Here is a 13,842-nt window from a genome sequence, read left to right as displayed (position 1 = left end):
TCAGGGCGTCAGGATCACCTTGCGGCAATCCTCCTCTTTGCGGTCGAAGATCTCGTAGCCACGCACCGCGTCCTCAAGCGACAGACGGTGTGTCACGATCACGCCGGGGTCCAGTCGGCCCTCGCCGATATGGTCGAGCAGCTCCGGCATCAACTTCTGCACATGGGTCTGGCCCATCTTGAAGGTGAGGCCCTTGTCGAACGCATCGCCGAGCAGGAAGCCATGAATGAAGCCGGCATACACCCCCGGGATGCTCACCGTGCCACCACGACGCGTCGCCGCGATGCACTGGCGGATCGCCACGCCGCTGCTGCCTTCCACCTTGAGCGTGGTCAACGCCGATTCCAGCGCACTGCCTTCCGCTTCGAACCCGACTGCTTCGATCGTGGCGTCCACGCCGCGGCCGTTGGTCTGGGTGATGATGTATTCCGCCGGATCCTCCACCTTGGTGAAATCGATCGGGGTCACGCCATAGGTCTGCTGCGCGAAGGCCAGCCGATACGGCAGATGGTCGACCATGAAGATGGTCTCCGCGCCCAGCAGGCGGCAGCACGCCGCGCTCATCAGCCCGACCGGGCCGGCGCCGAAGATCGCGACCGTCGATCCCGGTTTCACCCCGGCGTTGATCGCCGCCTGATAGCCGGTGGGCAGGATGTCGGAGAGGAACAACACCTGCTCGTCCGAGAGGGCGTCGGGAATGCGCAACGGCCCCACATTGGCTTTCGGCACGCGTACGAACTCCGCCTGCCCACCGGATACGCCGCCATACAGATGGCTGTAGCCGAACAATGCTGCCGGCGGCCGGATGCCCTTCTGGTTCACCGCCGCGCCCTTGCCGGTATTGGTGGTCTCGCAGGCCGCGAACTCGGCGAGTCGGCAATGGAAGCACTCGCCGCACGCAATCACGAACGGGATCACCACGCGGTCGCCCGGGCGCAGATCCATCACGCCGGCACCCACCTCCTCCACCACGCCCATGAATTCATGGCCCAGCACGTCGCCGGTATGCAGATCCGGGATCTTGCCCCGATACAGATGCAGGTCCGAGCCGCAGATCGCCGTGGCGGTGACGCGCAGGATGATGTCGTCCGCGGCAGCCAGTGCGGGATCCGGCACCGTATCGACCCGTACGTCCTTGCTGCCGTGGTAAGTCAGTGCGCGCATAGCAAACTCCGTTGTCCAAGTACCTCTTTGGTACGTGGTACGGCGTGGCAGCGTCGTGACCGCACCGTGTGCGGGGTGTCTATCCAGGCAACGGCGCCGCACGGCACGTCCAGAACGCAGGGCGCTTGGCCGTCCGCGAGGACTGAATCATTCATTCTCGGCGTGCCGCCCCGGCGCGCGTTCGACAATGCGCGCGTCTGCCGGTTACTCCACCGAAGGCGCCGACGGGGCTTCCGGGTCCGGCGGCAGTTCCTGCGGTGGCGAGGCGGGCGCCGGATCACCTTCCGGCGGAATCTCCTGTGGCGGTTCGTGCGCAGGCGGATCGCCACGGCCGGGTTCCTCCACCGGCGGTGCGGGCGGCACGGGGGCCGGGGTCGGGTCCGGAACCTGCGCGGTCACGCTGTCCAATGAGGTCGCTGTTTCGCTGCCTGCTGTCGTGTACATGCGGCGTGTTCCTTGCGTGGGGTTGCGCTCGACGCTACGCGGCATACCGTCAACATCCAGCGAGGGCGATGGTTTTTGGCCAGTGCACCGGATCAGTCATCGGCTTCCGACCGGCCTTTGTGCACCGTGATCTCGCCGGACGTCTCCAACACCGCCAGCTCGACCTGCCCGAAGCCTTCGCAGCCGTTGGCGCGCATCGCCACCTCCAGATCGGCCGGACTGACGTTGCAGCGTTTCACCTGTTCCCAATAGATGGTGCCGTGCCGCGCCAGCACCACCGGCACGCCCTCCACGATCTCGTTGAGGCGCTTGCTGCGCGCGCCCACGAAGCCGACGAACCAGTTCAGGCCGATCAGCGTCGCGGCCAGAATGAGCCCGCCGGGCAGCGAGGTGTCCTCGCCGATCAGCGAGTTCTGCACCGCAGTGCCCAGCAGCACGATCACCAGGATATCGAACGGCGTGGACTGCCCCATCGAGCGCTTGCCACTCATCCGGGTCAGCAGCAGGACCACGACATACACCGCGACCGCGCGGACCACGAACTCCCACCACTCCATTCCCAGCTCGAACATCTCATGCATCTCGGCAGCCTCCGTGTGGCGAGGTCTGGACGATAGAAACTCCCAGGTGAAGCCGATGGGAGCACCCGCCCTTCACGGCACCCCCGCTCCTTCGTAACAGCGGCAGGGCTAGCGTCGAGGCATCACCGCCCTACCCGTTCGCGCAGGAGACACGCCATGCAGCACGACCAGACCCCGCCCGCCTCCACCGAAGACGCCCACGCCACCCACAACTGCCCGCCTGCGGAAGGCAAGGTCGACAAGCAGCGCACCTCGGAGAACCACGACGAAGCGCTGGAAGAGACGTTCCCGGCCAGTGACCCGATCTCTCCGTTCGTCGCGGCCAAGCCGCCCAAAGACATGACCACCACACCACGACCAGCGGCGACGAAAGAAGACGACCAGCAGAAGAGTCACACCCCGGACAAATTGAGGAACGATGACGCCCGGTGGAAAGACAAGGACATGCCCGAGGCGGAACATGGGGCGACGCCTGGGGATTATGAGCGTCCGGCCCAGGCCTGAAATTCCAAGCGTCCCGCCGCCAGCTCCTTCAGCCGGTCGCGCGCCGCCGTTGCGGCGCGCGAAGGCTGCGGACATATTCCTCACCGAGCTGGGTGGCCATGGCTTCGGCGTCCTCCAGCGTCGCATGGCGAACCGAGGTCTCGATCGTGCGCAGATGACTGCGGTCCGGCGAAAAGATGTGCACGACACCTTGGCAATAAGCGCCGAGATCGACCACTGAAACCACCAGGCTGTAGCCGAGAATGTCCTTGTAGGACGCCATTGCACCGACCTGATCTGCCAGTTGATTCACGATGCCATACGGCATCTCATGCGTCATGGGCCCAAGGTCACGCCTGACATGAAGAGGCGGCGCGGTCGGTCCGCCAACCCCACCATTGTCGGTTATGGCATCATGCGCGCCTTCTAACGATGGCACACCATGAGCACCAGCCGTTTCCAGTTCGTTGACTCACTGCGCGGCATGGCAATCCTGGGGGTGATGATCACCCACATCGGCTCGATGACCCTTAACAACCAAACGGGACTCGCCGCCTCGTTGCGCAAGGTTACCGTCCTCGGGGGCATGGGCGTCCCGTTGTTCTATCTGGTCAGCGCGTTCACGATCATGCTGATGTACTCGAAGCGGGTGAGCACCGAGGTTGCGCCAGTAGGGTCGTTCTACATTCGCCGGGCCATGCGGATCGCACCCGTTTATTGGGGGGGCATCCTTCTCTACACGGCACTTTACGGGCTGACCGGAAGCCGGGGTTGGCAGGAGGGTCCAGAGCTGTGGCACTACCCGCTCCACGTGCTGTTCCTCAACATGACCAACCCTTTCACGCCCAGCACCGTCGTGCCGGGTGGCTGGTCCATCAGCAACGAGATTATCTTCTATGCCATGTTCCCGGCCATTTTTGGTCTGGTCAGGTCGCCGCGACGGGCGCTGCTTTTCTTTGTCGCCTGCGTCGCCCTGAGCCCTGCAGCGGAACTGTTGGCACGTCTTCTGGTCCAGACCGAGTTCGCCAGCGCCACCCCGAAGCAGGCAGAACACTTTGCATATCGCTGGCTCCCCAACCAGTTGTCCTGCTTCGCTGCGGGCTTCGTCTTCTACCACCTGTTCTCGCGGGTGAAGACCATCCCGGCAGCGCTCAACTCACGTGTCGCCAGGATGGCCTTTGCGCTGATCCTGATTCTGCTCCCGCTTGCGATTCTTCCCGCACGGAAGGGGCCGCTGCAGGAAAACCACCTCTGGATCGTGTGGTTCCTGCTGCTTGGCACGGCCATGTACCTGTATCAGTGGCGGCTGCTGGTCAACGGCGTTCTGGCATGGGTCGGCAAGATCAGCTTCTCCTGCTACATCTTCCATTTCGCCGTGATCGAACTGGTTCAGCGCGCGCTTCCCGACATGCGCCCTGTCGCCAACTTCAGTGCGACCCTGGCGATCGTGTTGCCGCTGACATTTGCGTTGGCGTGGCTGAGCTACAGGTACTACGAGACGGTGTTCATGACACTCACCGGCAAGCTGGTTGACCGCTATCAGCGCCGGCGATCGGCGGCAGTGGGCGGCGCCGCTGCGCTGTAAGACGAGGTGAGGCTGCACTACTGACCGTCCCCAACGCCGGTTGATCCGTCGCGGCACAAGGGCGGTCGCGCAAGTCCCTGAAACGTGGTGACCCCGGCCCGATTCGAACGGGCGACCTTCCCCTTAGGAGGGGGACGCTCTATCCAGCTGAGCTACGGGGCCACGGAGGGCGTAAAGGATACAGGCAAACGACACATCACTTCCAATTGACGCCGGTCGCGGCCCAGTCGCTCACCCGGTTGCCCGGCACTCATCTGCGGCAGCGGCAACTGGCCTATGCTCCTGTGCCGTGCGATGAGTGACACGAATGCAGTCCCTGTGGCTCTTCCTCTCCCAACTGGGCGACAGCCGCTGGTTGCTGCCGTTGAGCCTGGTGCTGATGCTCTTCGGCGCCAGGGCGAACCGCGCCCTGCGCGTGCGTTGGGCGGTCGGCCTGATCATCGTCGGTGGGCTGTCCCTGGCCTCGAAGTTGGCGTTCCTGGGGTGGGGCATCGGCTGGCCACGCCTGGATTTCACCGGATTCAGCGGCCACGCGACGATGACCGCGGCGGTGTATCCGGTGGTCGTTTACCTGACGCTCCAGGGGCGGGTGCGCTGGCCTCTGGTCGGCGCGGTGCTCGGTGCACTGCTCGCTGTGGCGATCGCCTACTCACGGCTGCCGCTGAACGCTCACTCCGTGTCGGAAGTCGTCAGCGGATGGCTGCTGGGCATCGCCGTCAGCGGCATGGCCCTGCGAGCCCGGGATGACACCGCGATGACGCCGCTGCCTGCCATCGCCGCCGCCGTGCTCGGTGCTGCGATGGCCCTGGTGCTCCTGTCGGGGGTGCGGACGCATGACCTGGTGATGCGACTGGCGACCGGTTTGTCCGGACGCGGCGAGGTGTTCACCCGCCCTGCCGGTTGCAGCCATCCGGCCGCCCACACGGCGCCTGGCTGCCAGCAGAAGCGCTGAGCAGCTGGGCGGCGCCAAAGGCATCCGTTCGCCCGGCGCCATACGCCCCGTACTGGCGGCGCGCCGCCCCGCACCGCCAGATTGGGCATTGCGCCCCTCTGTTACCATTCGGGGTTCAGCTTGCCGCCCCCCACCCTGCCAGCGGCCAGCGCCTTACAAACGCAACGCAACAGGAGTTTGCATGTCCTCTGACCTGCTCAAGGCCCTCGGCCTCGACGCGACCAACGCTGGCACCTACCTTGGCAACGGCGAGTGGTCCTCGGCCACCGATGCCGGTGTGATCACCCCGGTCAACCCGACCACCGGCGAAGCCATCGCCACGGTCTACGCGACCACCGACGCAGACTACGAAACCATCGTGGCCCGTGCCCAGGAGGCCTTCAAGGTCTGGCGCACCACCCCGGCCCCGCGCCGCGGTGAAGCCGTGCGCCTGTGTGGCGAAGCCCTGCGTGCCAACAAGGACGCCCTGGGCTCCCTGGTCGCGCTGGAAATGGGCAAGAGCAAGCCCGAAGGCGATGGCGAAGTGCAGGAGATGATCGACATCGCCGACTTCGCGGTGGGCCAGAGCCGCATGCTCTATGGCTACACCATGCATTCCGAGCGCCCGGGCCACCGCATGTATGAGCAGTACCAGCCGCTGGGCCTGGTCGGCATCATCAGTGCGTTCAACTTCCCGGTCGCGGTGTGGGCCTGGAACTCGTTCCTGGCCACGATCTGCGGCGATATCTGCCTGTGGAAGCCGTCCAACAAGACCCCGCTGACCGCGATCGCCTCCATGCGCATCTGCAATGAAGCGCTGCGCGAAGGCGGGTTCCCGGACCTGTTCTTCCTGATCAACGATGCCGGCACCGAGCTGTCGCAGAAAATGGTGGCCGACAAGCGCGTGCCGCTGATCAGCTTCACCGGTTCGACCCAGGTCGGCCGCCAGGTCGCCGAGAAGGTCGCGCACCGTCTGGGCCGCTGCCTGCTGGAGCTGGGCGGCAACAACGCGATCATCCTCGATGAGACCGCCGACCTGAAGCTGGCGATTCCGGGCATCGTGTTCGGCGCCGTCGGTACTGCCGGCCAGCGCTGCACCACCACGCGCCGCCTGATCGTGCACGAATCCATCCATGACGACGTGCTGGCCACGCTGATCAAGGCGTACAAGCAGGTGGAAGGCAAGATCGGCGATCCGACCGACCCGGCCAACCTGATGGGCCCGCTCAACAGCGACGGCGCCGTGCAGCAGTTCCTGGCCTCGATCGAGAAGGCCAAGGCCAGCGGCGGTACCGTGCAGACCGGTGGCACCCGCATCGACCGCGCCGGCAACTTCGTGCTTCCGGCCATCGTGACCGGCCTGAAGAACAGCGACGAGGTCGTCCAGCACGAGACCTTCGCCCCGATCCTGTACGTGATGAAGTACAGCACGCTGGACGAAGCGATCGACATGCAGAACGGCGTGCCGCAGGGCCTGTCGTCCTCGATCTTCACCACCAACCTGAAGACCGCCGAGCGCTTCCTGTCGGCCGCCGGTTCGGATTGCGGCATCGCCAACGTCAACATCGGCACCTCGGGTGCGGAGATCGGCGGTGCGTTCGGTGGCGAGAAGGACACCGGCGGTGGCCGTGAGTCCGGCTCGGATGCCTGGAAGGTCTACATGCGCCGCCAGACCAACACCATCAACTACTCCGACTCGCTGCCGCTGGCCCAGGGCATCAAGTTCGACCTGTGATGGACGCCGCGCCCCACCTGCCGGCGGGCCCGCGCCTGGACTTCACCGGGCGCCGGGTGCTGATCGCCGGTGGCAGCAAGGGTATCGGGCGCGCGATGGCGCTGGCGTTTGCTTCGGCAGGCGCCCGCGTCTCGGTCTGCGCACGCGGTGAGGCCGGCCTGGCCGCGCTGCGTGCGGATGCCGGGGCCCTCGATCTGGCCGTGCACACCGCCACCGCAGACCTGTCCCGGCTGGACGATATCGGCCACTGGCTGGCCGACGCCGCGCAGACCCTCGGTGGCATCGACGTGCTGGTCAACAACGCGACCGGCTACGGCATGGCCGACGACGAAGCCGGCTGGGACGCCAGTTTGAACGTCGATTTGATGTCCGCCGTGCGCGCTTCGCGGCTGGCCCTGCCCTGGCTGCAGCAGTCCGCGGATGCGTGCATTCTCAATCTGGCCTCGATCGCCGCCCAGCAGCCGCGCCCGGGTGGCGCGCCGTATGCGGCCGCCAAGGCCGCGCTGATGCACTACACCACCTCGCAGGCGCTGGCCCTGGCGCCACATCGGATCCGGGTCAACGCCATCGCCCCCGGCTCGATCGAGTTCGAGGACGGGCTGTGGGCGCGCCGACGCGAGCAGGACCCGGAGCTGTATCGAAACACCCTGGCGAAGATTCCGTTCGGCCGCTTCGGCGAGCCGGCGTCCATCGCCAATGCCGCGCTGTTCCTGTGCTCGCCGCTGGCGGGCTGGATCACCGGGCACACCTTGAATGTCGATGGTGGCCAGGTCCTGATGGGATAAACCCGCCGCTGGCCCTATCATCGAACCACCCCACCGCGACCAGGACCTGCATGAGCCTCCCGCCCCGACAAACCAGTGCCATGGCCGTGGTCAGCCTGATCATGGGCATCCTCGGTTGGACCGCCCTGCCCTTCATTGGCAGCATCGCGGCGATCATTACCGGCCACCTGGCCCGCTCCGAGATCCGCCGCCGCCCGCTGGAGCTGGAAGGCGATGGCATGGCGCTGGCCGGGCTGATCCTGGGCTGGATCATCGTGATCGGCAGCCTGCTGGCCCTGGTGGTGATTCTGTTGTTCTTCGGCGGACTGGCCTGGTTTGCCGCTACCCAATCGTGAGGTGCACATGAGCCGCTCGGATTCGACCGAACGCTTCAGCAGTCGGGTTGCCGACTACGTCCGCTACCGTCCCGACTATCCCCCGGCATTGCTGGACTGGCTGCACCAGGACATCGGTGTACCCACCGAGACCCTGGTCGCCGACATCGGCGCCGGCACCGGCATTTCCACCCGGCTGTTCCTGGCCGCCGGCCACCCGGTCATCGCGGTGGAGCCGAACGCAGCCATGCGCGAAGCGGCCGAGCAGTTGCTGGCCCCGGACTACCTGCGCCTGAAGGTCGCCGACGGCACCGCCGAGGCCACCGGCCTGGCCGACAACAGCGTGGGCCTGGTCGCCGCCGCGCAGGCCTTCCACTGGTTCGATACCACCGCAGTGCGCCGCGAATGGGCGCGCATCCTGCAGCCCGAGGGCATGGCGCTGGTGTTCTGGAACTCGCGCCTGCTCGATGCCTCGCCGTTCCTGATCGGCTACGAGCAGCTGCTGCAGGAGTTCGGCACCGACTACGTGGAGGTGGCCGAGCGCTACCAGGACGATGACACCATGCGCGCGTGGTTCGGCGAAGGCCTGCGCGGCATGGCCCGCCTGCCCAACGTGCAGCGGATGGACCTGGAGGGCCTGCGTGGCCGCCTGCTTTCCTCCTCGTATGCCCCGCAGGCCGGTCACCCGCGCCACGCGCCGATGCTGGAGGCACTGCAACACCTGTTCGACGCCCACGCGGTGGACGGCCAGATCGCCTTTGAATACCAAACCCGTGCCTTTGTCGGCACGCTGGACTGATTGAACGCCATGTACTCGCTTGCCCGCCCCTTCCTGTTCGCCCTTGATGCAGAACGCGCCCACGGCCTTGGCCTGAGCGCGCTGGACCTGGCCTATCGCACCGGCACCACGCCGTTGATGGGCCGCCGCATCGAGCCGCTGCCGACCAACGCGTTCGGATTGAGTTTCCCGAATCCGGTGGGCCTGGCCGCCGGCCTGGACAAGAACGGCGAGCACATCGATGCGCTGCTGGCGCTGGGCTTCGGCTTCGTGGAGATCGGCACGATCACCCCGCGCCCGCAGGCGGGCAATCCGAAGCCGCGCCTGTTCCGGCTGCCGGACCACCAGGCCATCATCAACCGCATGGGTTTCAACAACCTGGGCGTCGATGCGCTGGTCCGCAACGTGGAGCGTGCCAAGCGCCGTACCGGCCTGCTCGGCATCAACATCGGCAAGAACAAGGACACCCCCAACGAGCAGGCGTTCGACGATTACCAGCACTGCCTGCAGAAGGTGTATCCGCTGGCCGACTACATCACCGTCAACATTTCCTCGCCGAACACCGCCGGCCTGCGCGAACTGCAGGAAGAGACCGCCCTGCGGCAGTTGATTTCGCAACTGCGCGAGAGCCAGGAAAGCCTGGCCGCCAAGCATGGCAAGCGGGTGCCGATGCTGGTCAAGGTCGCTCCGGATCTGAGCGACCGCGATATCGACGCCGCCGCGCGTGTGCTCGGCGAGCTCAAGGTGGACGGCGTGATTGCCACCAATACCACCATCGATCGCAGTGCGGTGGCCGGTGACCCGCGTGCGAACGAAGCCGGCGGCCTGTCCGGCGCGCCGCTGCTCGGCCAGTCGACCTTGGTGCTGCGTCGCCTGCGCGCCCGCCTGCCCGAATCGATGCCGTTGATCGGCGTGGGCGGCATCCAATCCGGCGCGGACGCGGTGGCCAAAATGGCGGCAGGCGCAGCGCTGGTCCAGTGCTACAGCGGCCTGATCTTCCGTGGCCCGGAACTGGTGCACGACTGCGTGGAGGCGATCCGTCGCCGCAGAGAGGCGCCCAGCCGCGGCGCGGTGGCACCGCTGTGAACGACGCCATGACTGCCTGGGCCATCACCGAAAACGCCTCGCTGAAGGCGCTCAATACCTTCCATGTCGATGCCACCGCCGCGCAGTTGCTGGAGGTGTTCGATCCTTCCGTGCTGCCCGAGGTGCTGGCGCTGCCGCATGTCGCCGGACAACCGCTGCTGGTGCTGGGCAGTGGCAGCAATGTGCTGATCGCCGATAACGTGGCAGGCACCGTACTGGTGTTCGCCAACCGCGGCATCGAGATCCTCGAACACCGCGCCGACCACACCATCGTGCGCGCCGGTGCCGGCGTGAACTGGCATGGCCTGGTGATGTGGTCGCTGCAGAACGGCCTGTCCGGGCTGGAAAACCTGGCGCTGATCCCGGGTACCGCCGGTGCCTCGCCGATCCAGAACATCGGTGCCTATGGCGCGCAGGTCGGCGAGTTCATCCAGGCCGTGGATGCCTGGGACCGACAGGCGAACGACTGGGTGCGCTTCGATGCCGAAGGCTGCCAGTTCGGCTACCGCGACAGCATCTTCAAGCACGACCCGGACCGTTATCTGATCACCGCGATCGAGCTGCGCCTGCCGCTGCTGCATGGCCTGCGCCTGGGCTATGCCGGGATCGCCGAGGAAATGGAGGCGATGGGGGTGGAGCTGCCGGTGGCCGCCGACGTGGCCAACGCCGTGATCAACATCCGTCGCCGCAAACTGCCCGACCCGGACGTGCTCGGCAACGCGGGCAGCTTCTTCAAGAACCCGATCCTGCCGCTGGAGCAGGTCGAGGTGTTGCTGCAGCACTTCCCCGAGCTGCCGGTGTTCCCGGCCGACGACGACAGCCGCCGCAAGATCTCCGCCGCCTGGATGATCGAGAGCTGCGGCTGGAAGGGCTACCGCGATGGCGACGCCGGCGTGGCGCCCAGCCATGCACTGGTGCTGGTCAACCATGGCCAGGCCACCGGCGAAGAACTGCTCGCGCTGGCGCGGCGCATCTCCGCCTCGGTACTGGAAAAATTCGGCGTGCCGATCGAACCGGAACCGAGACTGATCGGCGCCCAGTGGTGAATCCCGCCCCCGCCTTGCCGGTGGCCACGCCGTTGCGGGCCGCCCTGCTGATGCTTGGCAGTACGTTGGCCTTCGGCCTGATGGCGATCGCGATCCGCTACGCCACCCGCTACGTGCCGACCCAGGAAGTGGCGTTCTTCCGCAACGCCTTCGGCCTGCTGGCGCTGCTGCCGATGCTGATCCGCCCGGGCAGCGCGCCGCTGAAAACGCAGCAGCTGCCGCGCTACTTCCTGCGCAGTGCGATCGGGCTGGCATCGATGCTGTGCGCATTCTGGGCGATCGGCCACCTGCCGATCTCGCAGGCGATCTCGCTGTCCTACTCCACCCCGCTGTTCGTCACCATCGCTGCGGTGCTGTGGCTCGGCGAAACGGTGCGCATGCGCCGCTGGGCGGCCGTGATCATCGGCTTCGTCGGCGTGCTGATCATCGTGCGTCCGGGCTCGACCAGCTTCACCCCCGGCACCCTGGTCGCGGTGGGCGCGGCAGTGCTGAGCTCACTGGTGGCGATCCAGATCAAGCAGCTCACCCGCGTGGACAGCGCCGATACCGTGGTGTTCTACACCTATGTGTTCTGGGTGCCGCTGTCGCTGGTGCCCGCCTTGTTCGTGTGGGTCTGGCCGACCGGCCTGGCCTGGGTCTGGCTGGTGGCCACCGGTGTGCTCGGCACCCTGGGCCAGCTGCTGTGGACCCGCGCCCTGCGCCTGGGCGAGGTCTCCGCGCTGACCCCGATCAGCTTCATGCAGCTGCCGCTGGTGAGCCTGCTGGGCTGGCTGCTGTTCAATGAAACACTGGACCGCTGGACCGTGATCGGCGCCGGCATCATCCTCGGCGCGAATGCCTACATCGCCCACCGCGAAGCGGTGCTGGCCCGGCGGGCGAAATCGCAGGCGGCGACCGCGGCCGCCAAGCCGGGCGAATAGCTACAGCCCTCACGCCTGTGCTGCCTGCCAGGCGCGTGCCGCGCAATCGGCCACGTTGCCGGGCGCGAACTGCCCGGCCATGTAGCGCAGGGCCTGGCGACGCTGCGCGGGCGGCCGCGCGGTGGCGCCGGGCTCCAGCAGCAGATCGTGGAACTCCTGCAGATCCTGCAGGATCCGCCAGTGACGGTAGTAGGCTACCCACAGCGGATCCACCGCCACCGCACCGTAGCCATCAACGAAGCCTGGCGGCTGTTCACGCCCCCAGCGCCCACCGATCCCGGCGCCGATGAACATCAGGTCGCGCTCGCGTGGCGCCAGCGCCATGTCATCCCAGTCGATCAGACAGACGCCATCGCCCGGGCCGACCAGCACGTTGCCCGCGTGCAGGTCGGCGTGACACAGCACGCGCGCGGACCGTCCCTCGCCGATCCGCGCACGCAGCTCGCGGCAGCGTTGCCAGATCGCCTCGATCCGCTGGCGATGGTGGCACCACAGCGCGAGGTATTCCTCGCCCAACGCGTCGCGCACCGGCATCCGCGCATCGGCACGCTGCAGCCATGCGCCGACCCGTTCCACCGCGATATCGTCGTCGAACCCGGGACGACGCAGGCGGTCGGCCAGTTCGGCCGGCAGCCGCACCTCGTGCACCTGGCGCAGCACCCGCCCCAGGCGTTCCCAATGCGCGCGCGAGAGCGCCTCCTCGAAACCGGAGAATGCGTCGATATACGGGAACAGGGTCCACTGCAATCCGGCCCACGTCCCCGAGGCCGCGCCATCGCGGGTCGGCAGCGGCGCGATCACCTCGCGCAGCCCGGCCTGGTCGCGCAGGTGGTGCAGCACCTCCCACACCACCGGGTCTACTGCGTAACGCCGGCACTTCAACCACCAGCGCGCGCCATCCGCGCCACCCACCTGATACACGGTCGCCCCCGCATCAGCGCCGCCGGCACGCTGCACCACCGCGCTGGCACACACGCCAAACACCTCGCCCAGGACCTGGACAATCTGCGCCGCGGACAACTCTTGTGGATGGAGCATCAATCCAACGCGCGTGATGTATATATGGCGACTATCTCAGATGGACCCCATCACCGCCCAGCGCAATCCATCACGAAAGCGACAACGCGTGCCACTGCGTCATCGCGCCGCCTTGGCCGAGGTGGACCCCCACCATCCCACTCAGTCCGCGATATGGATCGCCGCACCGGTTGCACCCGGCGCGAGCTCAGGTCGCAGGCACAAGGCCGGAATCTCGTAGTCGCCTCCATTCTGGCGGCGGTACGCGATCGGGGCATCGGTCGCCAGGCCGTCGAGCCGCTTGCCCAGGTCCTCCAGCAGCACCGGGAACGAGGTGTCGTCGACGCGGCTGGTGCGATAGACGACATGCGGCGGCAGCACGTCGAAACCGGGGTAGAACAGGATGCCGTGCTGGATCGGGAACAGCACATCCTCGATCGAACCGTTGATGCCGCGCGGCGCGTAGTGCGACGCCCAGCCGCCGGTGGTGACGACCAGCATCGCGCGCTTGCCGCTCATCGCGCCCTCGCCGTAACGATCGCCCCAATGGCGGTCGGAATGTTCGCCCACGCCGTAGGCGAATCCATAGGCGTATACCCGGTCGACCCAGCCCTTGAGGATCGCCGGCATCGAGAACCACCACAGCGGAAACTGCAGGATCACCGCATCGGCCCAGCGCAGCTTGTCCTGCTCGGCCGCGATGTCCGCGCTCTGCTGCCCGCTGGCATAGGCCTGGCGGGAATCCAGCGAGGCATGGAACGGCATCGACGGGTCGCGGCCCACGTGGTCGGCCGCATCCACCTGCGCCTTCCATTGCATGGCATACAGATCCGAGACCTGCACGGTGTGGCCGGCCTGCTGCAGGCGCTCGACAGTGAAGGTCTTCAGGGAGCCGCTGAGCGAGGTCGGTTCGGGGTGGGCGTAGACGATCAGGACGTTCATGGCAGTTCCAGAGAGGAGATGCCGCTACGGT

Annotated in this window: 16 protein-coding genes and 1 tRNA gene; 10 read left to right on the top strand and 7 right to left on the bottom strand. The window is 66.8% G+C overall.

Annotated features, from left to right (window positions below; genetic code table 11):
- The 3 genes from AC07WC_RS06625 to AC07WC_RS06615 all read right to left on the bottom strand — a co-directional run bounded on the left by AC07WC_RS06625 (nt 1) and on the right by AC07WC_RS06615 (nt 2,189).
- Nucleotides 1–1,164 (bottom strand): zinc-dependent alcohol dehydrogenase, encoded by a 1,164-nt coding sequence (locus AC07WC_RS06625; RefSeq protein WP_495209294.1) that lies wholly within the window; start codon nt 1,162–1,164, stop codon nt 1–3.
- Between the two features lie 204 nt (nt 1,165–1,368).
- A complete protein-coding gene (locus AC07WC_RS06620) occupies nt 1,369–1,608 on the bottom strand; it encodes a hypothetical protein (RefSeq protein ID WP_495209293.1) in 240 nt (79 codons plus the stop codon).
- Nucleotides 1,609–1,700: 92 nt separating this feature from the next.
- Nucleotides 1,701–2,189: a DUF421 domain-containing protein gene (locus AC07WC_RS06615; protein WP_495209292.1), complete on the bottom strand. Its 489-nt coding sequence runs from the start codon at nt 2,187–2,189 to the stop codon at nt 1,701–1,703.
- A 156-nt stretch (nt 2,190–2,345) separates the two neighbouring features.
- On the opposite strand from AC07WC_RS06615, the gene AC07WC_RS06610 reads away from it, so the two are divergent.
- Complete coding sequence (locus tag AC07WC_RS06610) at nt 2,346–2,693, top strand: hypothetical protein (RefSeq protein WP_495209291.1); 348 nt, start codon at nt 2,346–2,348, stop codon at nt 2,691–2,693.
- A 28-nt stretch (nt 2,694–2,721) separates the two neighbouring features.
- On the opposite strand, the gene AC07WC_RS06605 is transcribed toward AC07WC_RS06610, so the two are convergent.
- A complete protein-coding gene (locus AC07WC_RS06605) occupies nt 2,722–3,012 on the bottom strand; it encodes a hypothetical protein (RefSeq protein ID WP_495209290.1) in 291 nt (96 codons plus the stop codon).
- A 102-nt stretch (nt 3,013–3,114) separates the two neighbouring features.
- Here AC07WC_RS06605 and AC07WC_RS06600 point away from each other — a divergent pair, with 102 nt between their 5' ends.
- Nucleotides 3,115–4,257: an acyltransferase family protein gene (locus AC07WC_RS06600; RefSeq protein ID WP_495209289.1), complete on the top strand. Its 1,143-nt coding sequence runs from the start codon at nt 3,115–3,117 to the stop codon at nt 4,255–4,257.
- Nucleotides 4,258–4,342: 85 nt separating this feature from the next.
- On the opposite strand, the gene AC07WC_RS06595 is transcribed toward AC07WC_RS06600, so the two are convergent.
- Nucleotides 4,343–4,419, bottom strand: a tRNA-Arg gene (locus tag AC07WC_RS06595).
- A gap of 145 nt (nt 4,420–4,564) precedes the next feature.
- Here AC07WC_RS06595 and AC07WC_RS06590 point away from each other — a divergent pair.
- From AC07WC_RS06590 to AC07WC_RS06555, 8 genes are all read left to right on the top strand, one after another.
- Nucleotides 4,565–5,209: a phosphatase PAP2 family protein gene (locus tag AC07WC_RS06590; RefSeq protein WP_495209288.1), complete on the top strand. Its 645-nt coding sequence runs from the start codon at nt 4,565–4,567 to the stop codon at nt 5,207–5,209.
- Nucleotides 5,210–5,390: 181 nt separating this feature from the next.
- On the top strand, nt 5,391–6,923 hold the full coding sequence (gene amaB, locus AC07WC_RS06585) for an L-piperidine-6-carboxylate dehydrogenase (RefSeq protein ID WP_495209287.1): 1,533 nt from the start codon (nt 5,391–5,393) through the stop codon (nt 6,921–6,923).
- On the top strand, nt 6,923–7,708 hold the full coding sequence (locus AC07WC_RS06580; RefSeq protein ID WP_495209286.1) for an SDR family NAD(P)-dependent oxidoreductase: 786 nt from the start codon (nt 6,923–6,925) through the stop codon (nt 7,706–7,708). Before amaB ends, AC07WC_RS06580 begins: the two co-directional genes overlap by 1 nt.
- 50 nt (nt 7,709–7,758) lie before the next feature.
- On the top strand, nt 7,759–8,043 hold the full coding sequence (locus tag AC07WC_RS06575; RefSeq protein WP_495209285.1) for a DUF4190 domain-containing protein: 285 nt from the start codon (nt 7,759–7,761) through the stop codon (nt 8,041–8,043).
- Between the two features lie 7 nt (nt 8,044–8,050).
- Nucleotides 8,051–8,821: a class I SAM-dependent methyltransferase gene (locus AC07WC_RS06570; protein ID WP_495209284.1), complete on the top strand. Its 771-nt coding sequence runs from the start codon at nt 8,051–8,053 to the stop codon at nt 8,819–8,821.
- A 9-nt stretch (nt 8,822–8,830) separates the two neighbouring features.
- Nucleotides 8,831–9,886 (top strand): quinone-dependent dihydroorotate dehydrogenase, encoded by a 1,056-nt coding sequence (locus AC07WC_RS06565; RefSeq protein WP_495209283.1) that lies wholly within the window; start codon nt 8,831–8,833, stop codon nt 9,884–9,886.
- Nucleotides 9,883–10,932 carry a UDP-N-acetylmuramate dehydrogenase gene (murB, locus tag AC07WC_RS06560; protein ID WP_495209282.1) on the top strand — a complete coding sequence of 350 codons (1,050 nt, stop codon included), beginning with the start codon at nt 9,883–9,885 and terminating at the stop codon, nt 10,930–10,932. Before AC07WC_RS06565 ends, murB begins: the two co-directional genes overlap by 4 nt.
- Nucleotides 10,933–10,964: 32 nt before the next feature.
- A complete protein-coding gene (locus AC07WC_RS06555; RefSeq protein ID WP_495209416.1) occupies nt 10,965–11,852 on the top strand; it encodes a DMT family transporter in 888 nt (295 codons plus the stop codon).
- A 9-nt stretch (nt 11,853–11,861) separates the two neighbouring features.
- Here AC07WC_RS06555 and AC07WC_RS06550 read toward each other — a convergent pair whose 3' ends face one another.
- Both AC07WC_RS06550 and AC07WC_RS06545 read right to left on the bottom strand, forming a co-directional pair.
- Nucleotides 11,862–12,890 carry a phosphotransferase enzyme family protein gene (locus AC07WC_RS06550; RefSeq protein ID WP_495209281.1) on the bottom strand — a complete coding sequence of 343 codons (1,029 nt, stop codon included), beginning with the start codon at nt 12,888–12,890 and terminating at the stop codon, nt 11,862–11,864.
- A gap of 141 nt (nt 12,891–13,031) precedes the next feature.
- Nucleotides 13,032–13,811 (bottom strand): NAD(P)H-dependent oxidoreductase, encoded by a 780-nt coding sequence (locus tag AC07WC_RS06545; RefSeq protein WP_495209280.1) that lies wholly within the window; start codon nt 13,809–13,811, stop codon nt 13,032–13,034.
- Between the last annotated feature and the right edge of the window lie 31 nt (nt 13,812–13,842).

This window comes from Stenotrophomonas sp. GW821-FHT01H02A (assembly GCF_059422145.1).
The sequence above is the reverse complement of the archived record's forward strand: the minus strand, read 5'-3'. Positions and strand labels throughout refer to the sequence as shown.